This is a genomic window from Kitasatospora sp. NPDC048540 (assembly GCF_040651175.1).
GTDB lineage: Bacteria > Actinomycetota > Actinomycetes > Streptomycetales > Streptomycetaceae > Kitasatospora.
Genome location: NZ_JBEZIR010000049.1, coordinates 26361 through 48957 on the forward strand (window position 1 = coordinate 26361; position 22597 = coordinate 48957).

The 22597-nt window shown below is 73.6% G+C and carries 18 protein-coding genes and 1 tRNA gene; 11 read left to right on the top strand and 8 right to left on the bottom strand.

What is annotated here, in order from left to right; all coding sequences use genetic code 11:
- Window positions 1-173: 173 nt before the first annotated feature.
- Both AB0D08_RS20390 and AB0D08_RS20395 read right to left on the bottom strand, forming a co-directional pair.
- Window positions 174-740, bottom strand: coding sequence for an RICIN domain-containing protein (locus tag AB0D08_RS20390; protein ID WP_051813760.1), 567 nt, complete (start codon window positions 738-740; stop codon window positions 174-176).
- Between the two features lie 304 nt (window positions 741-1044).
- Window positions 1045-1139: transfer RNA gene (locus AB0D08_RS20395), tRNA-Cys, on the bottom strand.
- Between the two features lie 245 nt (window positions 1140-1384).
- Between AB0D08_RS20395 and AB0D08_RS20400 the strand changes: the two genes are divergently transcribed.
- The 9 genes from AB0D08_RS20400 to AB0D08_RS20440 all read left to right on the top strand — a co-directional run bounded on the left by AB0D08_RS20400 (window position 1385) and on the right by AB0D08_RS20440 (window position 7235).
- Window positions 1385-2008, top strand: coding sequence for a hypothetical protein (locus AB0D08_RS20400; RefSeq protein WP_359890402.1), 624 nt, complete (start codon window positions 1385-1387; stop codon window positions 2006-2008).
- Window positions 2009-2133: 125 nt separating this feature from the next.
- Window positions 2134-2433: a hypothetical protein gene (locus AB0D08_RS20405; RefSeq protein ID WP_359890404.1), complete on the top strand. Its 300-nt coding sequence runs from the start codon at window positions 2134-2136 to the stop codon at window positions 2431-2433.
- Between the two features lie 204 nt (window positions 2434-2637).
- Window positions 2638-3204: a TetR/AcrR family transcriptional regulator gene (locus AB0D08_RS20410; RefSeq protein WP_033823497.1), complete on the top strand. Its 567-nt coding sequence runs from the start codon at window positions 2638-2640 to the stop codon at window positions 3202-3204.
- 116 nt (window positions 3205-3320) lie between these two features.
- Complete coding sequence (locus tag AB0D08_RS20415) at window positions 3321-3773, top strand: SRPBCC family protein (RefSeq protein WP_033823496.1); 453 nt, start codon at window positions 3321-3323, stop codon at window positions 3771-3773.
- Window positions 3774-3829: 56 nt separating this feature from the next.
- Window positions 3830-5185: a carotenoid oxygenase family protein gene (locus AB0D08_RS20420; protein ID WP_359890406.1), complete on the top strand. Its 1356-nt coding sequence runs from the start codon at window positions 3830-3832 to the stop codon at window positions 5183-5185.
- Window positions 5186-5243: 58 nt separating this feature from the next.
- Window positions 5244-5495 carry a hypothetical protein gene (locus tag AB0D08_RS20425; protein WP_149038463.1) on the top strand — a complete coding sequence of 84 codons (252 nt, stop codon included), beginning with the start codon at window positions 5244-5246 and terminating at the stop codon, window positions 5493-5495.
- A 151-nt stretch (window positions 5496-5646) separates the two neighbouring features.
- The gene (locus AB0D08_RS20430; protein WP_359890408.1) at window positions 5647-6369 is read left to right on the top strand and encodes an NUDIX domain-containing protein; all 723 of its coding nucleotides are present in this window, start codon (window positions 5647-5649) and stop codon (window positions 6367-6369) included.
- On the top strand, window positions 6366-6905 hold the full coding sequence (locus AB0D08_RS20435) for an NUDIX hydrolase (RefSeq protein WP_359890410.1): 540 nt from the start codon (window positions 6366-6368) through the stop codon (window positions 6903-6905). The genes AB0D08_RS20430 and AB0D08_RS20435 overlap by 4 nt, the downstream gene beginning before the upstream one ends.
- Window positions 6906-6998: 93 nt before the next feature.
- Window positions 6999-7235 carry an acyl carrier protein gene (locus tag AB0D08_RS20440; RefSeq protein ID WP_033823493.1) on the top strand — a complete coding sequence of 79 codons (237 nt, stop codon included), beginning with the start codon at window positions 6999-7001 and terminating at the stop codon, window positions 7233-7235.
- Window positions 7236-7247: 12 nt separating this feature from the next.
- On the opposite strand, the gene AB0D08_RS20445 is transcribed toward AB0D08_RS20440, so the two are convergent.
- The 5 genes from AB0D08_RS20445 to AB0D08_RS20465 form a co-directional block, all read right to left on the bottom strand.
- The gene (locus tag AB0D08_RS20445) at window positions 7248-9800 is read right to left on the bottom strand and encodes an FAD-dependent monooxygenase (RefSeq protein ID WP_359890413.1); all 2553 of its coding nucleotides are present in this window, start codon (window positions 9798-9800) and stop codon (window positions 7248-7250) included.
- A 4-nt stretch (window positions 9801-9804) separates the two neighbouring features.
- Window positions 9805-17001 carry an amino acid adenylation domain-containing protein gene (locus AB0D08_RS20450; RefSeq protein ID WP_359890415.1) on the bottom strand — a complete coding sequence of 2399 codons (7197 nt, stop codon included), beginning with the start codon at window positions 16999-17001 and terminating at the stop codon, window positions 9805-9807.
- Entirely contained in the window at window positions 16998-18260 is a 1263-nt protein-coding gene (locus AB0D08_RS20455) for a cytochrome P450 (RefSeq protein ID WP_359890417.1), read from the bottom strand. The genes AB0D08_RS20450 and AB0D08_RS20455 overlap by 4 nt, the downstream gene beginning before the upstream one ends.
- Window positions 18261-18291: 31 nt before the next feature.
- Window positions 18292-19116 (bottom strand): methyltransferase domain-containing protein, encoded by an 825-nt coding sequence (locus AB0D08_RS20460; protein ID WP_359890420.1) that lies wholly within the window; start codon window positions 19114-19116, stop codon window positions 18292-18294.
- Window positions 19117-19380: 264 nt separating this feature from the next.
- Window positions 19381-19932: an EF-hand domain-containing protein gene (locus tag AB0D08_RS20465; RefSeq protein WP_082526932.1), complete on the bottom strand. Its 552-nt coding sequence runs from the start codon at window positions 19930-19932 to the stop codon at window positions 19381-19383.
- Between the two features lie 337 nt (window positions 19933-20269).
- Between AB0D08_RS20465 and AB0D08_RS20470 the strand changes: the two genes are divergently transcribed.
- Together AB0D08_RS20470 and AB0D08_RS20475 are read left to right on the top strand one after the other, a co-directional pair.
- The gene (locus AB0D08_RS20470; RefSeq protein WP_033823489.1) at window positions 20270-21154 is read left to right on the top strand and encodes an SDR family NAD(P)-dependent oxidoreductase; all 885 of its coding nucleotides are present in this window, start codon (window positions 20270-20272) and stop codon (window positions 21152-21154) included.
- Window positions 21155-21178: 24 nt separating this feature from the next.
- Complete coding sequence (locus AB0D08_RS20475) at window positions 21179-21634, top strand: nuclear transport factor 2 family protein (RefSeq protein WP_359890424.1); 456 nt, start codon at window positions 21179-21181, stop codon at window positions 21632-21634.
- A gap of 172 nt (window positions 21635-21806) precedes the next feature.
- Here the strand turns inward: AB0D08_RS20475 and AB0D08_RS20480 are convergent, their stop codons facing one another.
- Complete coding sequence (locus tag AB0D08_RS20480; protein WP_359890426.1) at window positions 21807-22592, bottom strand: alpha/beta hydrolase; 786 nt, start codon at window positions 22590-22592, stop codon at window positions 21807-21809.
- Between the last annotated feature and the right edge of the window lie 5 nt (window positions 22593-22597).

Below are 22597 nucleotides of genomic sequence, written 5' to 3' on the forward strand. Positions count from 1 at the left end.
CGGAGCGTTCTGCCTCATCGGTCGCAGTGGCGGGTGGATCCAGTGCCTGGTCGATCCAGTGCCTCCGCACCACCCGTCGCGCGTCGGATCTTTGCGCCGGGGCTTCACGGCAGACGGCACTGCGGGTCCCTGCCGACCCGGCAGGGACCCGCACGGACGCACCCCGGGATCGGTCAGAGCAGCTTGATGGCGGTGATCCAGGCCTTGTTGCCGTCGACGACCCGGTTGGACGCGCCCCGCCACTGGCGGGCGGGGGCCCCGTTGTCGGTGCGCCAGTCCGCGATCTCCAGCAGCGCCGCGGAGTTGAGGTTGGACAGACCCAGCTCCTTGTGGGGCCCGATCTCGCCCGAGTAGAGCCAGCCCTGGTTCCAGCCGCCGTGGCAGTCCCACTGGCGGGCCGGTGCACCGTCGTCCATCCGCCAGTCGGCGATCTCCAGGCACTTCCCGGAGTTGCGGTTGACCAGCATGGTGACGCCGCCGGCCTGCTTGAAGTCCCAGAGCTGGCTGGCGCCGCCGTGGCAGTCCCACTGCCGGACGGGGGCCCCGTTGTCGGTGCGCCAGTCGGCGACCTCCAGGCACTTCCCGGAGTTGGCGTTCACCAGGGTGGTGGACTTCGGCGTGGTGAAGCCGCCGCCCGCCGCGGAGGCCGGAGCGGCGGGCAGGACGGCGAGGAACGTGACGGCGGCGCCTGCCACGGCCGCTGCCGCGCGGACACGGCGCAGCGGTGTACGGATGGTCATCGAGATTCGATCCCTTGCACGAGTCGAGAAACCGGCAGGGGCGGATCGCCGGGGCGAGAGATCGCCCGGGTCCCGCGTCGGCCCGGGTGCGTGCCCGGGCGCCACGCCCGTCCGAACCCGTCCCCCTACGGCCCGCGCTCCCGCGCCGGGCCACCGACGTCGGCGAATGATATGACATCGAACCGACGCCGACGGCGACCACCCCGCGGCGGCCGGGCTCCGGGGGCACGGGGCCGATTCTGCCGCTCGCCGCACACGTGACCGACCGTCACCGGCCATCACCGGCCCGGCCGGGCCGCTCGGGCGGAGAGGGCAGGATTCGAACCTGCGCGGGCCCCGGAGGACCCTGCTCGGCCGTTGCCGGCCAGGCACCCGATGAACCGCTCCGGGCACCTCTCCCGGTCGGGGAGCCGTGTTCGCTCCCTGACGCACCCTCAGCATGCCCCGGCCGACTGACCGCATGCTGACGCCCCACTGACCGGCGGCCGGCCCCGGCCGGGCAGGGCGGACCTTCGCTTGACCACTACGGGTGACTTCCGGGCCGCCACGCGCCGCCGGGCGTTATCAGGGCCGCTCCGTCCCGAATCATCGGCGGTGCGACCCACCCCGTCGACCCGCCCCGGAACGACAAGGACCTCCCGCGCATGAAGGTGCTCTCCGTACGCTCAGCCACCGTCGTGGCCTCCGCCGCGGTCCTGATCGCGGGAACTGCGGCCCGAGTGTCGGCCGACGCCCCCACGGTCCCCGCCGCGTTCGGCTCGACCATCGTGGTCAACAATGGCGACGGCAACGTCACCAACGTCGGCGGCAACAACAACGCCGCCGGCCACGACACCACCATCGGCAACAACAACTCCACCGGCACCGGCCACATCAGCGGCACCGGCCACACCGTAGGCGCGACCGGTCCCGTCACCTCCCCGTCGGCAACCATGCTGGTGGGCGACGGAGTCATCCAGTCGTCCAACCTCGCGACCGTCCCGGTCACCGTGACCTGCACCCCCGGGTACACGATCCAGTGGGTGAACGTGGACCTGCCGGACTTCGACGCCGGCGCACACACCGTTCAGGTCAACGCCCCCTGCACCGGGCGGCCGCAGATCTTCGACCTGCGCGTCTTCGGCCCGAACCCCCTGACCCCGGGCCCCACCGAGGCCGATCCCGGCTCGTACATCCCGCAGACCTCCCCGGGAAGCCTCCCGGCGAACTTCCCCCCGAGCCTCGACACGGACCCGAACCCTCAGACGATCACCCTCACGAACTCCTGAGCGTCCGCCGGCCGCGGGCAACACATCCGACCCGCGGCCTGACGACCGGAATTTCCGGCCGCGTATACTGGAATTCGCCTCCAGCATCACTCGATCGACCACTCCTCACCCAATCGACAGGAGGCATGATGATCGGCGTGCTCGTGACGTTCACGCAGACCGACAAGTTCGACCGTTCGACTCTCGCCAAGATTGCGAGCGAGCTCCGAGCGCCCTTCGAAGGCATGGCCGGCCTTCGCTTCAAGAGCTTCATGCTCGACGAAGACGGCGTTCACGCTCGGAACTTCTACCTGTGGGACGGCGAGGAGAAGGCCCGCGCCTTCTTCACGGCTGAAATCGTCGACAAGGTGACGGGAATTTACGGCGTCCCGCCGAAAATCGAGTACCTCGATATCGTGGGTCTCGTCGACAACTCCGGCGCCTGATCCTCGAGGGGGCTGCCGCACAGAACCCCTGCCGCCGTCGAGCAGTTCCACCCCGGGCCATCGACGGGGGACTGCCACCCCGGCCCGCCCGGCATGGAGCGGCGACCTACCACCCGCGCCGTTCCGGGCTCCGCCGCCGGGCCCCGCCCGGCCCCGAGGATCCCGGCACTTGACGCCGAAAAGTGTGAGTGGTTGAGTACTCACATGCAAACGGAACGCCCACGCCAACTCTCCACCGCCGAGGAACGCCGCGACACGGTGCTGCGCACCGCGATCGGCGCCTTCGCCTCGCGGGGTTACTTCGGCACCACGACGACGGAGGTCGCCAAGGCCGCCGGGATCTCGCAGGCGTACGTCTACCGGCTCTTCCCCAGCAAGGAAGCCCTGTTCGTCGCCGTGGTCGAGTACTGCTTCGTCCGGGTGCGGGCCAGCCTCGAGGGTGGCGCGGCCGCCGCCGACGGCAGCTCGCCGGAGGCGGTGCTGTACGCGATGGGTGATGCCTACGCCCGGCTGATCAGCGACAACGATCTGCTGCTGGTGCAGATGCACGCCCAGGCCGCGGCAGTCTCCGAGCCGGCGATCCGCGACGCCGTGCGGGCCGGGTACGCCCGCCTGGTCGAGTACGTCCGCGGGGCCTCCGGGGGTGACGACCGGCAGGTCCAGGAGTTCTTCGCCGTCGGCATGCTGTGTCACCTGGTGGCCGCGATGGACGCCGACAAGGTGGACGCGCCCTGGACGCGGACCCTCACGGCGGGCATCCGGCACTACTGAGGACCCGCCCGCAGGGTGGCAGCCCGTCGACAGCGGGCTGCCACTTCTTCGGGCCGAAGAGTGAGTGGTTGACCACACATAGACTCGCCCCGCCAACTGGAAGGACCCAACCCACCATGAGCACGAACACCAACACCACCATCGACGAGAACGCCCCCGTCGTCGTCCGGCTGTCGACCACGGTGAACGCCCCGCTGGCCGCCGTCTGGCGCCTGCACACCGACATCAACGCCTGGGCCAACTGGCACCCGGACATCACCCGGGCCGCGATCCTCGGCCCGCTCGTCCCGGGCACCTCCTTCCGCTGGTCCACCCACGGGCTCGACATCACCTCCACCGTCCTCCAGGTCGAGCCGGGCGAGCGGATCGCCTGGGGCGGCCCGGTCCAGGGCATCGACGGCATCCACGTGTGGACCTTCGAGGAGTCCGACGGCGTCGTCACGGTCCGCACCGAGGAGTCCTGGTCCGGCGCTCCCGTCGCGGCCGAGCCGGAACTGCTCGGCGACGCGCTCCGGCAGTCCCTGGAGACCTGGCTCCACGAGCTCAAGGCGCGCGCCGAGCGCCAGTGACACCTGACGCAGGACACCCCACACCTACTCGATCCATCCGACCCGAGGAACCGAACATGACCAGCAAGCCGTACCTGACCGGCCACTACACCCCCGTCGCCGACGAGATCACCGCCACCGCCCTCACCGTCGAGGGCACCCTGCCCCCGGAGCTGACCGGCCGGCTGATCCGCAACAGTCACAACCCCAAGCCCGGCGTCACCCCCACCCACTGGTTCAAGGGCAGCGGCATGGTCCACGGCATCCGGCTGCGCGACGGCCGCGCCGAGTGGTACCGCAACCGCTGGGTGCACACCCCGGCCCTCGACGGCGCCCCCTACATGACCGAACACGGCCCCGACCTGACCGCCAGCACCGCCGGCACCCACGTCATCGAGCACGGCGGACGCCTGCTCGCCCTCTGCGAGGCCAACCTGCCGTTCGAGCTGACCCGGGACCTGGACACCGTCGGCGCCTACGACTTCAACGGCAAGCTGACCTCGGCGATGACCGCGCACCCCAAGGAGGACCCGGTCACCGGCGAGCTGCACTTCTTCGCCTCCTCGCCCTTCCCGCCCTACCTGATCCACCACGTCGCGTCGGCCGACGGCCACGTACTGACGAGCCAGGAGGTACCGGGTGCGAGCGCCGCGCTGAAGCACGACTTCGCCATCACCGAGCACCACGTGGTCTTCCTGGAGGGCACCGTCACCTTCGACCCGAACGAGCACTCCGGCATCCCGTACGGCTGGAACGACGCGCAGACCTCGCGGATCGGCGTGATGCCGCGCGGCGAAGGCCGAGCCGCCGAGGTCCGCTGGTTCGAGATCGGCCAGGGGTATGCGATGCACCTCGCCAACGCCTACGAGGACGCCCACGGCCGGATCGTGGTCGAGGGCCCCGCGGTCGGCCGCGCCGGCTGGCAGCGTTCGTGGAACTGGTGGGTCGGCGCGCCGGACCGCGGTGCCGAGCCCAACTCCGGTTCGCGCAGCCGGCGCTGGTCCATCGACCTGACCGCAGGCCGGGTCAGCGAGGAGGACACCGACGACCTGGTGGTGGAGTTCCCGACCATCAACGACGCCTTCGTCGGCCGCGAGCACCGCTACCAGTACGCGCTGGCGTTCCCGGACGACCTGGGCATCGGCAACCACACCCTGGTCAAGTACGACCGCGCCACCGGCGCCCGGCAGCTCCGGCCGGTCGGCACCGGGCAACTCCCCAGCGAGGCGGTGTTCGTGGCGTCCGCCGACGGTGCGGACGAGGACGGCGGGTACCTGCTGACCGTGGTCAGCGACCTGAACGCGGACGCCTCGAGGCTGCTCGTCCTGGACGCCTCCGACCTGACCCTGCCGCCGGTCGCCACCGTCCACCTGCCCCGCCGGGTCCCCGCCATGATCCACGGCTCCTGGATCCCGGACGCCGACCTGGCCTGACCTGACCGTCTCCCGCACCACCCCGCTCCCCACCCACCAACACCCCGTGGAGGAAACGATGATGGAGAACCACACCGAGCTGCCCCTGTCCCTGGAGAAGCAGACCGACCAGCGCCGCGCCGAGCAGGACGACAAGGTGGCCCGGAGGACCGACAAGAAGGTGGACAAGAAGGCGGACAAGAAGCGCCGGCGCACCCGGCGCCGGGCCGCCGAGGCCGCCGTCTACACCGGACTGGGGGTGGCCGCCCTCGCCGAACCCTGGCTGCTGCTGCTCATCGTGCCGGCCCTGCTGCTGGCCCTGCGTGACTGACCCGCCGCGAGTCCGCCTCTGGGAGCCCGCCACCCGTACCACGGGGTGACGGGCTCCAGGCGTCCCCGCGGGACGGTCGCCACAGCGGACGAATGCCACCCGTTCGGGTGGCTGGCCGTCAACTTCGTTGTGGTGCACCCAGAATGAGAGGATGGACGATTTCAGCAGCGCCGATGCGATCATCACCACCAGCCGTCACGAGGTCCTGCTCCAACTCCGGGACGACCGGCCCGACATCAGCTGGCCCGCCCACTGGGTGGTCCCCGGCGGCCGCCGGGAGGCCGGCGAGACCCCGTACCAGACCGCCCGGCGCGAGTTGCGGGAGGAGACCGGGCTGGACGTCCCCGGGCTGCTGCCGTTCCTCCCGGCGCCGGCCGCCGGGACGGGTACCGAAGGAATGCGCTTCTTCCACGCCGTCCATGAGGTCGACCCCGCGGAACTGGTGCTCGGGGAGGGCCAGGAGCTGCGGCTGGTGCCGCTCGCCGAGGTGGGGTCGCTGCCGATGCCGCCCGCGCTGAAGGTCCTCCTGCGGCAGCTGGAGGTACGGCTGCTGACGGGCCTGCCGGAGATCTGGGCGGCGGTCGAGCTGCGGCACCGGACGCTCGACCGGCACTGCGCCGAGCTCGGGCAGCCGCTGCTGACCATGCAGGTGGTGAAACTGCAGGAGGAGGTCGGCGAGGCGGCCCAGGCGCTCCTGGGTGTCATCGGCGCCAACCCCCGCAAGGGCCACAGCCACACCCTGGCCGAGCTCCAGGGCGAGCTGTGCGACGTCATCATGGCCGGCCTGCTCGCTCTGCGGGCGACGACCCCGGACGCCGCGGACGTACTGGCCCGCCAGGTGGCCGCCTGGACCGACGGCGGGGCCGGCCGATGACGCTTCCTCCGAGCCACCGCTGGCTCTTCGGCGGCCACCCGTACGCCCTGGGCTGGGCGTGCACCTACACCACCGACGAGGCGGAACGGCCGATCCTGCTGAAGTACCACCACAAGGGCTGGCAGCTCCTGGCGGGCGGCATGCTCGACCCCGGCGAGACGCCCTGGGAGGCCGCGGTCCGGGAGACCAGGGAGGAGACCGGCCGCATTCTCACCGGGGAGCCGCGGTTCCTCGCCTCGGTGTTCCGGCCGCCGACCGCGCGGCTGCCCACCCGGGTGGGGTTCGTCTTCGACGGCGGTGTCATGACGGCCGCGGAGATCTCCGCGATCGTCCTGGACCCGGCGGAGCACACCGACCACGCGGTACGCAGCCTGCGGGAGTGGGAGCCGCTGGTTCCGGCGGAGCAGTTCGAGCTGCTCGGACGGCTCGGCGAGGCGCGCCGCAGCGGTGTCCCCTTCCATCTCGCCGCACCTGACCAGGGGTTCGCCCGATCCCGCGGCCGCGCGTCAGTCCGCCCGCCGGGCGGTTCGGCGTGATACGACTGAGCCGCCGCCCGGCGCCGGTTGCGCGCCGCCGCCCTGGTACGACCGACCCTCCCCCGCTCGCACCGACCGTTCCGGAGAGACGACGTGTACGACACTTTGGCCAGCGTCCTGACCGGCCGGTTCCAGGTGCGGCCCGAACTGCTCTCCCCCACCGCCACACCGGCGGCGCTGGGTCTGGACTCGCTGTTCGCGGTGGAGCTGTCCATCGTGCTGGAGGAGGACTCGGGGCTGGTGATCGACCACGACGAACTGGCGGACGCGCCGACCCTGGCCGACATCGCGCGGCTGATGCAGAACAGGGCCGGAGTCTCGCAGCCGTGACGCGGTGAACGGTCACCCCGGGAGTGCGGACAGCACGCTCCGCACGGACTCGTCGGCGATCCGCTGTGCCCGCGCGTGCGGGACGAGGTGCTCGACATGGCTGAAGTTCCAGGCGAGCCGGCCGTGGCAGGTGGTGGCCGTCGCCACGACGGCGCCCATGATCGAGATGCCCGTCAGGAACTGGGCCTCGCTCACCTGCCAGGAGCCCACCCGGTCGGGGAACTCGTAGCGGCCGACATTGGACAGGCACAGGTTGATCGGCCCCTGCTCGTCCATGAAGCGCATGAACGACGCGCACTCCTGCGGCGAGTCCAGCCCCGCCCAGCGCGGCAGGCTGAGCATGGCCAGGTGGTCCTCGCGGGCGCGGCGGCGTACCAGGTCCTGGCTGATCTCCCGGGCCGTCGACCACAGCGGCCGGTCTGGCTCGTAGCGGACCCGGGTGGGGACGGTGGCCACGTAGGTGCCGGCCTCGTCGAGGGCGACGGCCGGGTCGAGATCACGCCGGAAGTCGACCGGCGAGCCGATCGAGACGTGTCCGCCCGCCGGGGTTCCGGCATCCCGGGCGACGGCCGTCACCATTGCGGCGGCGAGCACCCCGTGGACCGTGGTGCCGTGGCGGGTGGCCGCCTCCACCAGCATGTCCAGCCGGTCGGCGGTGAGGGACCGGTGCAGCATCCGGGTGCGCCGCTGCTCGAACGGCACGTGGCGGCTGGGGACGACGCGCTGTGCGGGGCCCGGCCCGGCGTCCGCCTGGTCGCGCACCATCATGGCCTTGAGCCCCGAGACGCCTGCCGTGCCACGGTGGCGGCGCGGGAGCAGGTCCTCGGTGGCGGGCCGTACGGGCAGCGGGGTGATCCGCAGCGGTGTGCCGGTGGCGGCCCGTGCGGCGAGGTCGATCCACTCCCGGAGCAGGGACAGGCAGGTCTTGCCGTCGGCGATGGTGTGCGATGCCGTCAGCAGCAGGTCGTGGACGCGTCCTTGGCCGTCACCGTCGGTCCCGCCGGAGGTGATCACCACCGCGCGCAGCAGCGGCCCGGTGGACGAGTCGACGGACTCCGCCAGTTCGCGGTCGTTGACCTCCCGCTCCCACCGGGTGTCGGCCTCGGGGTCGCCGGGCGGCACCTCGACGTGCCGCAGCGGGATCTGCTGTCCGTCGCACGGGGTGAAGGCCGGGTGCGATCCGGTGCCGTCGTCGGTGATCGCGACGCGCAGCAGGGGGTGCCGGAGCTGGAGCGCGTCGAGGGCGCGGCGGTGCAGCTCCGGGGGCAGGTGGCCGTGGACGCGGGCCCGGGCGAGGACGTTGAGGGGTGAGGTCCGGTCGGCGATCCAGTACAGGCGCTCCAGGGGGCTGAGTTCGCGCCGCACGCCGCCGGGTCCGGTGACCGTGGGGTCCGGGTAGGTGAGCGCCTGGGTCAGCCGCCGGGTGAGGACCTGGCGGGGTACCAGCCGGAAGTAGCCGTCCCGGAGCAGGCGCCGGGCGGGGTGGGTCGCCTGTTCCAGGTCGCTGACCGCCCGGGATTCGGCCACCATGGCCCGCGCCCGGTCGCGGCGGCGGTCCTCGTAGGCGCGCAGAGCCGGTGCCGGGTCGTCGCCGGCGGTGGTCCCGGCGAGCGTACCGGCCAGCACGACGGCGTCCTCGATGGCCATGGCGGCCCCCTGGGCGAGCGCCGTCAGCATGGGGTGCGCGGCGTCGCCGAGCAGGGTGACGCGGCCGTCGCCCCACCGTTCCAGGAAGGCGCGGTCCTGGGAGGGGACGGTGAGGATGGACTGCGGCGGCGTGACCCGGATGGTTTCCCGCACTTCGTCCGCCCAGTCCGCGAATGCGTCGGCGAGGGTGTCCTTGACGCGGTCGGCGGTCGGCCCGTCGGCGGACCCGGCCGTACGCGTGCTGGTGGTCGCCCACCAGTAGCAGCGGCCGTGGCCGATGTCGATGAGGCCGAAACGCTGTCCGCTGCCCCAGTAGTGGCGTACGCCGCCCGTGGTGAGGAGCGGGTGCCGGAAGGGGACGATGCCGAGCCGGACGAGGTAGCCGCCGTCCCGTGCGGTCTCGGGGCCGACGAGGTGGCGCCGGACGGCCGAGTTGATGCCGTCGGCGCCGATCAGGACGTCCCCGTCCGCCGAACGGCCGTCCGTGAAGCGGACGGTGACGCCCGCGCCGGTGGTCCCGAAGCCGGCGGCGGTCGCCCCCAGGTGGATCGGGCAGTCCCCGAGTTCCGCCAGCAGCGCCTCCTGGAGCTCCGCGCGGCCGAGGCAGAAGCTGGGTGCCCCGGCCGTGTCGCAGGCCTCCTTGAACGGCAGGTCCCTGATCCGCCGGCCACGCCGGTCCATGATCCTGAACGACTCGACGGCCTGGCCGCGCTTGTCGAGGGCCAGGTCGATGCCGAGGGTGGCCAGGGCGGTGACGGCGTTGCTCATGACCGACAGGGCCGAGCCGGTGGTGCGCAGCTCGGTGGCGCGCTCGTACACCTCGACGTCGAGGCCGACGCGCCGCAGGGTGAGCGCGCAGGCTAGGCCGCCGACGCCGGCGCCGATCACCAGGACCTTCGTCCGCTGTCCGGTGGTCATGGCGTCAGCTCTCCCGGCCGGTTCGGGCGGGGCCGGTGCCGGTCAGGCGGGCGACGGTGTCGGCGAGGTGGGCCACGTGCGGTTCCTCCATGATGGTCAGGTGGTTGCCGGGGACGGGGACGACGTGGATCCGGCCGCCGGTCATGCCGCTCCAGCCGTTGCGGGGGTCCTGGTGGCAGGTTCCGGCGGCGCGGTGCAGGTCGGCCAGGACGGCGGGCAGCGGTTCCGAGGCGCGGATCAGGGTGAGGTCGTGGTCCTCGCGCGGTGGCCGGTAGTCCAGCGTGGCCTGCCAGTTGGCCCGGTAGACGTCGAACAGGCGGCGGATGGCGGCCCCGGAGCTGCCGGCCGGCAGGACGCCCCGCTCGGCGGCGAGGCGGGCCATGACCGCGAACTTCTCCTCGAGTGGGCCGGGTCCGGCGGGGACGGTCCCCGGGGCGGGCGCGGCGCCGTCCCCGGGCCGGATCAGCTCGTGGAAGAACCAGCCCAGCAGGGCGTCGTCGCCGTGGGGGGCGCGTGGTCCCTGGTGCAGGGCGGTGGTGTCCAGCACCAGCAGGCGGGCCACCTCCTCGCCCGCCGCGCGCAGCCGGCGGGCGATCTCGAAGGCGACGAAGCCGCCGAAGGACCAGCCCCCGATGGTGTAGGGGCCGTGCGGCTGCACGGTCCGCAGCGCGGTGAGGTACCGGGCCGCGAGCTCCTCGACGCTGCGCAGCGGGGTGGTGCCGGGGTCGGCTCCGGCGGCCTGGAGGGCGTGCAGCGGCCGGCCGTCCGGGAGGTGCCGGGCGAGGGCCAGGTAGCACAGCACGTTGCCGCCCATCGGGTGGACCAGGAACAGGGGCGGGTGGGTGCCCTGCGGGCGGATCGGCACCAGCGGGTCGTGGACGGCTCGCGCGCCGCCGTCGCGCAGCCGGGCCGCGAGGCCCGCGGGGGTGGGTGTCGCGATGAACTCGGCGAGGGGGAGGTGCACGCGGTAGCGCTGTTCGATCCTGACCACCAGCCGCATCACGGTGAGCGAGGTGCCGCCGAGGTCGAAGAGGCTGTCGTGCACCCCGACGGTGTCCAGCGACAGCACGTCCGCGAGCATCTCGGTCAGTGCCCGCTCGTACGCGTCGCGCGGCCCGGCGGCGGGGGCGCGGCCGGGCGCGGTCAGAGGGAGGCGGCGCAGTGCGGCGTCGTCGCGTTTGCCGCTGGGGGTCAGCGGCCACCGGGGGATCCACTGCAGGTGGGAGGGGACCTGGTGGTCGGGCAGGGTGGCGCGCAGCCGCTCGCGGATGCGGGCCAGGTCCTCGTCGGTGCCCTCGCCGAGGAGGAAGGCGGCGAGGACGGTCTCGCCGTCGGCGCGCCGACGGGCCACGACGGCGGCGTCGGCGAGGCCGGGGTGGCGGTCCGCCGGGCCGGTGAGGGCGACTTCCACCTCGGCGGGCTCGACGCGGAAGCCCCGTACCTTGACCTGGCTGTCCTCGCGTCCGAGGAAGACGATGTCGCCGCCGGGAAGCGTCATGCCGAGGTCGCCGGTGCGGTAGAGCCTGCGGTCCGGGTCGGCGGTCGGGTGCGGGAGGAAGCGCTCGGCGGTGAGGTCCGGGCGGCCCTCGTAGCCGTCGGCGAGGCAGGGGCCGCCGAGGTGGATGCTGCCGCGCGCGCCGGCCGGGACCGGTCGCAGCCGCTCGTCCAGGAGGTGCACCTCGGCGCCGTCGACGGGGCGGCCGATCGGCGGCAGCGCGGGGTAGTCCTCGGGGTCCCCGGTCATCGTGAAGGTAGTGACCACGTGGGTCTCGGTCGGGCCGTACTGGTTCTCCAGCACGGCTCCCGGCAGTGCGGCGAACAGTGCGCGGATCTCCGGGGTGACGCGCAGCTGCTCGCCGCTGGTGATGACCACCCGCAGGGCCGGTGGGGTGATGCCCAGCGCGCGGGCGGCTTCGGCCAGTTGCTGGAGGGCCACCGGGGGGAGGAAGACCCGTTCGACGCGCTCGCGCTCGAGCAGGCGCAGCAGTGCGGGCGGGTCGCGCCGCTCGGCGTCGGGTGCGAGGCACAGGGTGCCGCCGGAGCACAGCGTGGAGAGGATCTCCTGGAAGGAGACGTCGAAGCTCAGCGGAGCGTACTGCAGGGTCACCCCTCCGGCGGCGGCGCTGGGCGCGCGGGTCTGCCAGGCGACCAGGCCGGCCAGGGCGCGGTGCGGCATCGCGACGCCCTTGGGCGTTCCGGTGGAGCCCGAGGTGAACAGGAGGTACGCGGTGCTCCCGGCGTCCGGCCCGGGCGGGGCCGGACAGTCCGGCGGCGCCGGTGCGGCGAGCGCCTCCGCGGGCAGCGGCAGCGCCGGATCACCGACGAGGTGCGCGTACGCCGGTCCGGTGACGACGCGGAAGGGCCTGGCCTGGGCCAGCATCGCGGCCAGCCGGGGCGCCGGGTAGCCGACGTCCAGCGGGACGGCCGCGCAGCCGGCCCGCAGGACGCCCAGCAGCACGGCGACGGCCAGCGGCGAGCGGTCCATGGCGATGCCGATCCGGGCGTTGGCCGGGGGGCCGAGGGCGTGCAGCCGCGCCGCCACGTGTTCCGCGGTGTCGGCCAGCCGGGCGTAGCTCCAGCGTTCGTCGCCCAGCACCAGGGCGGTGGCGTACGGGGTGCGGGCGGCCTGTTCGGTGAAGCGGGCCGTCACGGTGGGGTGCTCGGTGCGGGGGGCCGGCGGCGGCGGGGCGGCGAGGAAGGCGAAGTCCGGTTCGGCGTGGGGCTGTTCCACCATGCGGTGCAGGATGCCGAGGTAGCCGGCGGCGAAGGTGTCGCCCTGTTCGGCGGAGAACGTCGTGCCGTCGCAGTCGATCCGCAGCCACATCCCGGTGCCGTCGGGTTCGGTGACCGCGTTCACCAGGAGCCGGAAGTCGCTCTCCTCCCAGCTGTGGAACTGCGTGAGCCGCAGGCCGGGCAGGGCGAGGATGCCGGAGAGCTGGCGGAAGTGCACGTAGTTGAACGCGGTGTCCAGGACGGGCCCGCCGTGGTCCTCCTGGATGGCGCTCAGGGGGTGGCGGCGGTGGGGGTGGCCCTCCTGCTCCTGGTGGAAGGCCTCGCGCGCCACGGCGAGCCAGCTGCCGCGTGCGGTGTCCAGGCGGACGGGCACGGTGTTGAGGAACAGGCCCGCGATCCGCTCCGCCCCGGCTAGTTCGGGCCGGCCGTGGGTGATCAGCCCGGTGGTGACGTCGCGGGTGCCGGCGAGCATCGCCAGCGTCAGGGCGTGCGCCGCGAGGAGGACGGACTTCACCGGCAGGGTGTGGTCGGCGGCGAGGCGCCGTACGCCCTCGACGAGGGCGCCGGGCAGGTCGACCCGGCGCGAGGCGGGCCGGCGGGCGGTGGCGGGCCGGTGCGGCGGGAAGGACTCGAGCGGCAGGGGTTCGCAGCCGGCCAGCTTCTGCCGCCAGTACTGCCGGGCCTCCGTCGACCGCAGGGCGGCCTGCTCCAGCCGTACGTGGGTGGCCGGTGACGGGAGCACCGTGTCCTCGACCGGGTCCGCGCCGAGGCCCAGGCCGTGGGCGTAGTCCCGGAGCAGTTCCTGGAGCAGCGTGGCGACGCTGCCGCCGTCGAGGAGCGCGTGGTGGAAGCTGAGGACCAGGTCGACCGTGGCGGGCCGCAGGTGGGCGCGGAACAGGTACAGCGGTGCCCGGTCGAAGGCGTAGCGGTGGCGGCGCCGGTCCTCGATGTGGGCGCGTACCCGGGCCTCGGCCGCCGCGCTGTCGAGCGGGCGCAGGTCGGCGATGTCCAGGCCGCCGTCCACCCGGGGGCGGACGACCTGCAGCGGTTCGGCGCCGGTCAGGTCGAAGGCCGAGCGCAGCGCCGGGTGCCGGGCCGTCAGCCGGTCGAAGGCGCGGCGGAACTCCGTCTCGTCCCAGGGCATGTCGAGGGTGTACCGGAAGACGTCCCGGTATCTGGCCGAGGTCTCGTGGCGGCGGCTGTGGTAGAGCAGGCCGAGTTGGAGGCGGGTCAGCGGGAAGGCGTCCTCGGCGTCGCCCGTGCGGGTCCGGTCGAGGTCGCTGACGAGGGCGAAGGGCGCCGGGAGGGCCGCGGGGGCGTCGCAGTCCCGGGTACGGGCGGCGAGTGCGGCTACCGTCGGGTGGCGCAGGAGGTCGGTGAGCGAGAAGGTCAGGCCGCGGGCCTCCGTCTCGGCGCGGACCTTGAGCATCAGGATGGAGTCGCCGCCGAGGGCGAAGTAGTCCTCGTGGAGCCCGACGGCAGGGTGGCCCAGGACGGCGGCCCAGACCTCGGCCAGCACCGTTTCGGCCCGGTTGCGCGGCGGCCGGCCGCGTCCGGTGGCGTCGGGGGTGTCGTGCGGCCGGGGCAGCGCGTTGCGGTCGGCCTTGCCGCTGGGGGTCAGCGGCACGGCGTCGATCCGGGTGAAGGAGGCCGGGACCATGAACGCGGGCAGCAGCCGCCCGAGCCGTTCGCGCAGCTCCGGCGCCCCGATCGGGGAGTGCGCGACGTAGTAGGCGGCCAGCACGGTCCCCCGGTCGGCGGTGGTGCGGCCGGCCACGACGGCGTCCCGGACACCCGGCACCGTGCGCAGCGCGGCGGCCACCTCCGCGGGTTCGACCCGGTGGCCGCGGATCTTGACCTGGTCGTCGAGCCGTCCGAGGTACTCCAGGGTGCCGTCGGCGAGCCACCGGGCCAGGTCGCCACTGCGGTAGAGGCGGCCGCCCGGCGTGAACGGGTCTTCGCCGAACCTCTCGGCGGTCAGCTCCGGACGGCCGAGGTAGCCGCGGGCGACCCCGGTGCCGCCGATGCACAGTTCGCCCGCGACCCCGACGGGTTGCGGCAGGTCGTCGGCGCCCAGGACGTACAGTGCGGTGTTGTCGATCGGCCGGCCGATCGGGACCCGGGCGATGCCATGCACGGGGTCGCCGGGGCAGTCGTAGGAGGAGACGTCGACCGTCGCCTCGGTCGGGCCGTACAGGTTCACCAGCCGGGGGGAGCGTCCGGTGCCGCTCTCGCGGCGGCACCGCTCGGCCAGGCGGTTGAACCGCTCGACGACGGCGGCGGGCAGTGCCTCCCCGCTGCAGAAGACGTACCGCAGCGACCGGACGGCCGCGCGGGCGGCCGGGTCCTCCAGCAGGTCGAGGAACGGGCCGAGCATCGAGGGGACGAAGTGCACGGCGGTGACCCGGTGTTCGCGGACGGCCTTCAGGACCTCCCGCGGGTCCCGGTGGCCGCCGGGCGGCAGCAGGGCCACGGTGGCGCCCTCGGTGGCCCACCAGAACAGCTCCCAGACGGAGACGTCGAAGGAGACCGGCGTCTTCTGCAGCAGCACGTCCGGCCCGCCGAGCGGGTAGCAACGCTGCATCCACGCCAGCCGGTTGACCACGCTGCGGTGCTCGACCATGACGCCCTTGGGTGCCCCGGTCGAGCCGGAGGTGTAGATGACGTAGGCGAGGTCGCGGGGGGTGGCGATCGGCCCGACCGGGGCCGCGCTGCCGTGCAGCAGGTCCCCGATGCGGCGCCCGGTCGCGCCCCCGGGCAGGACGCCGCGGGCGTCGTCGTCGACGATCACCACCTTGGCCCGGCTGTCGCGCAGCAGGAACCGCACCCGCTCGGCCGGGTGGCCGGGGTCCACCGGGACGTACGCGCCGCCCGCCTTGAGTGTGCCGAGCAGGGCGGCCGGCAGGTCCGGCCCCCGCTGCATCATCACCGCGACCCGGTCGTCGGGGCCGACGCCCTGCGCCCGCAGGGACCGCGCGACGCGGTTGGCCCGGGCGTCGAGTTCGGCGTAGGTCAGGGTGCCGCCGGACGGTGCGATGACCGCGGTCCGCTGCGGGTGCCGGGCGGCCTGCGCCTCGAACAGTCCGTGCACGGTGGCCCGGTCCGCGCGGGGTACCCGCCGGCCGCGGGCGCGCCCGGCGGTGAGGTCCCGGTGCTCGGCGGGTGACAGCATGGGTACCTCCGCCAGTGGCCGGTCCAGCCGTTCGACGCCGTGTTCCATCAGGGTCGTGAGGTGGGCGGCCAGGGCGGTGACGGGCGAGTCCTCGTCGAAGACGTCACGGGCGTGGTCCAGGTCGACCCGGAGGGCGGCCGTGTCGTCGAAGGCGGACACCAGGACGGCCAGGGCGTGCTGGTCGTGCGAGGGGGCCCGCAGGGCCGTCCGCCGTGCCAGGCCGCCGACCTGCTCCCGCCGGGACCAGTTCACGGCGGAGAGCGTCACGTCGAAGAGCTGCCGCGGGCCGTGGCCGGTGGCGGGCGCCTCGCGCAGGATGTCGCCGAGCGAGAGCCGCTCATGGCGGCGCAGCACCCGGGTGGCGTCCTGGATCCCGGCGAGCAGGTCACCGACGGTCCGGCTGCCCGGTGCCGCGATCCGCAGCGGCAGGGTGTTGGCGAACTGGCCGAGTACGCCCCGGTGGGGTTCGGACGTCCGGTTGAGGAACGGGACGCCGAGGATCACCTCCTCGCTGCGGTGCACCCGCGTCAGGTACGTGCCGAGCATGGCCGCCAGGTACGTGAACGGCCAGAAGCCCGCCGCGCGGATCCGGCCGACGAGGGCGCCGTCGATCACGAAGGAGTGGCGGCCGCGCTCCCCCGGGCCCTCGGCGCGGGTGCGCCCGAACAGGACGGGCGCCGCGCCGCGGAGGTACTCCCGGTAGAAGGCCCGGTCGCGGTCGCCGTCCGCGCCGGCGCGGTACGCGGCGTCCGGCTCGACGGAGGCCAGCGGGGACGGCGCCGCGGGAACGCTGCGCCGCGCGCCGCCCTGCGGTGCGTGCGCGTACTCGTGGAGGATCTCGTGGCCGAGCCGGTCGAGGCTCCAGCCGTCGGCGACGATGTGGTGCGCCTTGACGTGCAGGTGCGTGACGTCCGGGCCCTCCAGCAGGAGCGCGGCCTCGACCAGCGGGCCGCCGGTGAGCGGGAGGGCGCCGGCCAGTGACCGGCGCATCCAGCGGGCGCAGGCGGCGTCCGGTTCGGGTTCGTGCGAGAGGTCGACCACGGTGACCGGGACACGCTCCTGCGCCACCCGCTGGAACGGCACCCCCGCCCGGTCGGCGAACCGCAGCCGGAACGTCTCGTGGCGGTGCAGTACCAGCTCCGCGCAGGCGGCGAGCCGGTCGCGGTCGACGCTGCCGAGCAGACGTTCGTGGAGGACGCAGTTGAACTGGGGTGACTGCGGTGCGCTGGCCCCGGCGGCCCACACGTCCTGCTGGTACGCCGTCAACCGGTGGAGGGTCTGCTGGTCGGTGCTCAAGTGCGGGGACTTCCTCCGAGCCGTACGGGAATCTCCCGGTGCCCGTTGAAGATCAGCGAGGGCAGCGGGACCAGTGAGGCGGGCGCGACGGCGAGTTCGAGGCCGGGGAACCGGGTGAACAGCGCCGCCAGCGCGGTCCGCCCTTCGAGGCGGGCGAGTTCGGCGCCCAGGCAGTAGGTGGGGCCGTGGCTGAACGCCAGGTGCTCGCGGGCGGTGGCGCGGGTGAGGTCGAAGCGGCCGGCGTCCGGGCCGTGCACGCCCGGGTCACGGCCGACCGCCGCGTAGTTGATGACGAGGGCCTCGCCCCGCGCGAAGGTCAGCCCGGTCGCCTCGTCGTACAGGTCCTCGGTGGGGAATCGCATCATGAAGCTGGCCACCGGGGCCTGGTGGCGCAGGGTCTCCTCGACGACCTGGTCCCAGCCGACCCGGCCCGAGACGGCCAGCGCCAGCTGGGCCGGGTGGGTGAGCAGGTTGACCACGGCGTGGTCCAGCAGGCCCGCCGTGGTGCCGTAGCCGGCGCCGAGCATCATCCAGATGCTGTCGGCCAGCTCCCGGTGGTCGAGCTGCCCCGCCCGGTGGGCGGCGAGCAGGGCGCTGGTGACGTCGTCACCGGGGTGCTCGGCCTTGACCGCGAGCAGGTCCCCGAGGAGCTGCGCGGCCTCGGCCGCGTTGGCGGCGACCTGCTCCACCGTCAGGTTGGTGGTGAAGACCGTGTCGTTGACGGCCTGGAAGCCGTCGTGCAGGGTCTCCGGCAGGCCCACCAGCGCGGTGACGGTCAGCCACGGCAGCCTCGCGGCGAAGTGCTCGCGCAGGTCAACCACCCCGCCGGGGGCGGCCGCGGCCGCCTCCTCGAGGCCGTCCAGCAGCCTCGCGGTGATCTCCTCGATCCACGGGGCGAGGGCCCGGACCCGGCGCGCGGTGAACGCGGGGACGAGCGGCCGCCGCAGCCTGCCGTGGTCTGGCCCGTAGGCGGTCTGGACGGTGCGGATGTCCATCCAGATCCGCAGCGGCCAGTCGGCGGGCAGGTCGCCGTCGAGGAACGCGGGCCAGTGCCGGTGCGCGTCCTTGGACACCCGGGGGTGGACCAGCAGCCGCCGGACCAGCCCCGGGTCGGTCACCGACCAGGCCGGCACCCCACCGGGCAGCTCGACGCGGGCGGCGGGCCCGAGCGCGCGCAGCGCCGCGGCTTCGCCGTGGACATCCGCTGCGCCGCCGTCCAGGCGGTACGGACAGCGGTTCGGGGCGGGCGGGGCGGGCATGGCTCACGACCTCGGCGGTACTGGGCGGGACTCAGGGGCGGACGGCGGTCAGCAGGCCGTAGCGGAGCTGGGGAACGGCGAAGCACCAAGCGCCCAGGTCGGCGGCCGTCTGCCACTCGCCCGCGGCCCTGCGGTCGGGATCGGTGCGGGCGGCCTCCCGCCAGGCGTCGGTCATGCTGTCGTAGGAGCGCCGGACGTTCTCGGTGATGTCCGTGTGGTCCACTACCTTCAGCCCGGCCTCCCGCAGCAGCCGCCGGTACAGGTCGCCGGTCAGCGCGAACTTGAAGAACGCCTGCGCGTCGGCCATCCGGGCCACGTCCGGGAGGTCGAGCTCACCGTCGAGGTGGTGCTCGGCGATGACGAGCCGGCCGCCGGGGCGCAGGACCCGCGCGAGGTGGCCGAGGGCCGCGGCCTTGTCCTTCATGTGCATCAGGGACTCGATGGCGTAGGCGCCGTCGAAGGTCTCGTCCGGGAAGGGGAGGTCCATGGCGTCGGCCAGCCGGAAGGAGGCGCGGCCGGGGAGGTCCAGCGGCTGCGGACGACTGTTGGCCAGGTCGACCTGGTAGTCGCTGACGCTGACGCCGGTGATCTCCACGGCGTGGTGCGCGATGATGCGGGCCGCGGTGCTGCCGTGGCCGCACCCCACGTCGATCAGGTGCTGCCCCTCGGCCGGGGCGAGGCGTTCGGTGACCAGGTCCGTCAGCCGGTCGGTCGCCTCGCGCATGGGGCTGTCGTCGGCTTCGTCGTCCCAGTAGCCGACGTGGATGTTGCCGCCGAGCGCACTGTCGTACACGTCCGTGTGGCGGTTGTAGAAGGTCCCCACGTCGCCGGAGGTGTGGGGGTGCTGCGTCAGCATCAGATGGCCTTTCGCGGTGTGGTCGAGCCGCCCACGGCAAGGGTGCGGGACGGGGAAACGCGTCGGTGCTGGGGAACCCGGGGGTGGCGCCGGGGCCCGGGTGACACCCGCCCGCCGGGACGGGAGTGCCGTCCCGGCGGGCGGGTGCTCCGGGCGGAGCGGATGCGCGGTGTGCGGGGCACGTCACCCCCGCTGCGCGCCCCCGACGGCGGCGCGGGCTGACGTCCTGTCACTCCCCCGCGGTGTCCGCTCGCGCGGATCCGCTCAGACGTGCCCGAAGAACAGGCTGCCCGGTGCGTCCGGGTTGTCCGAGAGGAAGTGTTCACGCACCGCGCGGATGAACTCCTGACGCGAGATCGCGCCGTCCCCGTCGGTGTCCAGCTTGTTGAACACGTCCATGGAGTCGGGTGCCTCGGTCCGCCACACGTCCCGCAGGAAGCGCTTGAACTCGTCCTTGCTGATCTCGTTGTCGCCGTCGACGTCGATCACGTCGAAGATGACGTGGCCGGCGCCGTCGGCCATGTTGAGCCGGCTCGTGTCGATGGACGCGAGGCGGTTGGCCATAACGAACTGGTCCTTGGAGAGCCGGTCCGCGTCCACGCCGGCGTGGCGCAGCAGTTCCAGCCAGTAGATCTGACAGAAGCTCTGCAGCGCCCTGGCGCGGCGGTCGTCCTTGCCGAGCTTGTAGGCCTGGATGTAGCGGTCGGCGAGCTTCTGGTAGTCCGTCCAGTCCAGGTAGCCGTCGTTGTTGGCGTCCATGGTCTGGAACGTGCGCTCGAGTTTGACGGTGATGACGTCCTGGGTGGCTGTTGCCATGTCTCCTCCTCGGGGACGAAGGGGGGTTACCTGGCCGCAACAATGGCCAGCCAGTTGTTTGTGCACTATCCGCCATGCCGGGCCGGCCGGGCCGTTCACCCCATCGAGTGAAGCCCGCCGGGGGACGGGCATGACCCGACAGGCCCCCGGCCCGCGCGTCCCGGATCTTCGCTCCGCCACCCCCTACTGTGGGACCGGCCGAATCGGCCGTGAACGGACGACCCCGCACTGCCGGCCGTCCGACGGGGGCCGCCCGCGCGGAGCGGGCGCGGCGGCCCGCCGCCGGCACACGGCGTGCGACCCGTCCACCGCAACACCCCGAACCCGGAGGAGTCACGTGCCCAAGTCGTCGGGTCCCACTGCACCGGCGGGCCGCGCCGTGGTCGTCACCGGCACCTCCTCGGGGCTGGGCCGGGCCTGCGCGCTCCACCTGGCACGGGTCGGCTTCCACGTCCTCGCCGGGGTCCGCCGCGCCGAGGACGGCGAACGGCTGCGCCAGGCCGCGCCCGGACGGCTGACCCCGCTGGTCGTCGACGTGACGGAGGAGAAGTCGGTCCGGGCCGCCGTGGACGAGGTCACCGAACTCCTCGGCGGAGCCGGGCTGTGGGGGCTGGTCAACAACGCGGGCATCGCCGTCACGGCCCCCCTCGAATGCGTGCCGGCCGAACTCCTGCGCCGGCAGCTGGACACCAACGTCACGGGTCAACTGCTGGTGATCCAGGGCTTCCTGCCGCTGCTGCGCACCGGCACCGGACGGATCGTCAATGTGACCTCCGGCCTCGGGAACGTCGCGATCCCCTACCTCGGCGCCTACGCCGCCGCCCAGTTCGCCAAGGAGGCACTCAGCGACGCGCTGCGGCGCGAGCTCGCCCCGCAGCGGATCGCGGTGTCGGTGGTCCAGCCGGGCGCCGTCCTGACGCCGATCTGGGACAAGATGCACGAGGCGGGCACCCGGGCGCTGGACAGCGTCCCCGAGCCCGTCCGGGCTCTCTACCGGGACACCTTCCCGCCGTTCATGAGCGCCAACGCGGCCCAGGCCCGGACCAGCCGCACGACCGCCGACGACGTCGCCCGGGTGGTCTTCCGCGCCCTGGTCGCCGAGCGTCCGAGGACCCGGTACGGCGTCGGCCGGGACGCGATCGGCAGCCGCGTGCTGGCCAGGCTGCTGCCCGACCGGGCGATCGACCGGGTTCTCGGCCGCATCGTCACCACCCCCCGCTGACCACCCCGCAGGAGAAGGAGCCGCATGACCACGCCCCAAGAGCTGAAGGACCTGTTCAGGTACGGCCTGGACCTGCTGTCGGACGGCAGGATCGAGGAGTGGGTCGACGGCTTCACCGCGGACGGCGTCCTCGAATTCCCGTACCCCGCCTGGGGTCTCCCCACCCGGTTCCAGGGCCGGGAGGCACTGCTCGCGCAGATGACCGTCTTCCGCGAGCAGCTGAAGGTCGCCTTCTCCGAACCCGAGTTCTACGCCGCCACGCAGGACGGCGACGGCGGCCTGCTCGTCGCGTCGTTCACCGGCGACTGCACCATGATCGCCACCGGTGGCCACTACCGGCAGACCTACCTGTCGGTGGTGCGCTACGAGCAGGGCCGGATCGCCCTCTTCCGCGACTTCTGGAACCCGTGGGCGGTGATGGAGGCCGCCGGCGGCGAACTCGCCTGGAAGCAGCTCCTTCCCACGATGGCCCGGAGCTGACCCCGGGAGAGTGCACGGCGGAAGACCTGCTCCAGTACGTCCGGTGCGGCGGGGACGGCCCGTCGCCGGTGGGCTGCCGTTCACCCGCCGACGAACCGTCAGGCGTTCGCCGCCAGCGGCAGCCCGGCCCGGACGGTCAGCGGGTCCAGCGGGCTCGGCGGGCTCAGCGGGCTCAGCGGGTGAGGAACGGCGTGAGCGCCGCGACGAGTTCGGCGGGCGCGTCCAGCGCGATGAGGTGGGCCGCCATGGGGAACTCGACCAGCTCGGCGCCGGGGATCGCGGCGGCGTAGCGGCGGGCGATGTCCTGGAAGTCGGGGACGTCGAGGCCGCCGATCCCGACCAGCGTGGGGACGTCGATCGCCGTGAGGTCGCCGCGCGGGCCGCCCTGGGAGTGTTCGCCGACGGTGTCCTGGTTGACCAGTGAGGTCCGTACCGGGGCCCGGAGGTGCTCGGCCAGCCCGGGGGCGACGTCCGCCCAGCCGCGGGCCGGTCCGCGCAGCCACATGTCCAGGTTCACCCGGACCGCCGCCTCGAGGTCGCCCGCGGCCAGGGCCGCCGTCTCGGCCTCGTCGTACGCGATCATGTCGGCCGACCAGTCGTAGCCGGGCCACGGCGGGGCGAGCAGGGCCAGGGACCGCACCCGGTCCGGGTGGGCGAGCGTGAAGTCGACGGCCACCCGGCCGCCCCAGGACGCGCCGACCAGCCGGACCTGCCGGTGGCCGAGATGGTCCAGCAGCCGGCCCAGGTCGTCGGTCTCCCGGAACGGACCGGTCGGGGGCGCGGACTCGCCGAAGCCGCGCAGGTCGTAGCGGATGACGGTGTGGTGCCCGGCGAGGGCGGGCACCACCGCGTCCCACATTCGGTGGTCGGCGACGCCGGCGTGCACGAGGACGACCGGCGGGCCGTCGCCGGCGACGGTGTACGAGAGGTGGCCGAGGTCGTCGGCGAGAGTGATCATCCGCA

Coding starts and splice junctions, on each gene's coding strand:
- AB0D08_RS20480 (WP_359890426.1), bottom strand. CDS start 22,592: ATGATCACTCTCGCCGACGACCTCGGCCACCTCTCGTACACCGTCGCC.
- AB0D08_RS20390 (WP_051813760.1), bottom strand. CDS start 740: ATGACCATCCGTACACCGCTGCGCCGTGTCCGCGCGGCAGCGGCCGTG.
- AB0D08_RS20410 (WP_033823497.1), top strand. CDS start 2,638: ATGCAAACGGAACGCCCACGCCAACTCTCCACCGCCGAGGAACGCCGC.
- AB0D08_RS20435 (WP_359890410.1), top strand. CDS start 6,366: ATGACGCTTCCTCCGAGCCACCGCTGGCTCTTCGGCGGCCACCCGTAC.
- AB0D08_RS20400 (WP_359890402.1), top strand. CDS start 1,385: ATGAAGGTGCTCTCCGTACGCTCAGCCACCGTCGTGGCCTCCGCCGCG.
- AB0D08_RS20420 (WP_359890406.1), top strand. CDS start 3,830: ATGACCAGCAAGCCGTACCTGACCGGCCACTACACCCCCGTCGCCGAC.
- AB0D08_RS20465 (WP_082526932.1), bottom strand. CDS start 19,932: ATGGCAACAGCCACCCAGGACGTCATCACCGTCAAACTCGAGCGCACG.
- AB0D08_RS20425 (WP_149038463.1), top strand. CDS start 5,244: ATGATGGAGAACCACACCGAGCTGCCCCTGTCCCTGGAGAAGCAGACC.
- AB0D08_RS20475 (WP_359890424.1), top strand. CDS start 21,179: ATGACCACGCCCCAAGAGCTGAAGGACCTGTTCAGGTACGGCCTGGAC.
- AB0D08_RS20445 (WP_359890413.1), bottom strand. CDS start 9,800: ATGACCACCGGACAGCGGACGAAGGTCCTGGTGATCGGCGCCGGCGTC.
- AB0D08_RS20460 (WP_359890420.1), bottom strand. CDS start 19,116: ATGCTGACGCAGCACCCCCACACCTCCGGCGACGTGGGGACCTTCTAC.
- AB0D08_RS20405 (WP_359890404.1), top strand. CDS start 2,134: ATGATGATCGGCGTGCTCGTGACGTTCACGCAGACCGACAAGTTCGAC.
- AB0D08_RS20430 (WP_359890408.1), top strand. CDS start 5,647: ATGGACGATTTCAGCAGCGCCGATGCGATCATCACCACCAGCCGTCAC.
- AB0D08_RS20415 (WP_033823496.1), top strand. CDS start 3,321: ATGAGCACGAACACCAACACCACCATCGACGAGAACGCCCCCGTCGTC.
- AB0D08_RS20455 (WP_359890417.1), bottom strand. CDS start 18,260: ATGCCCGCCCCGCCCGCCCCGAACCGCTGTCCGTACCGCCTGGACGGC.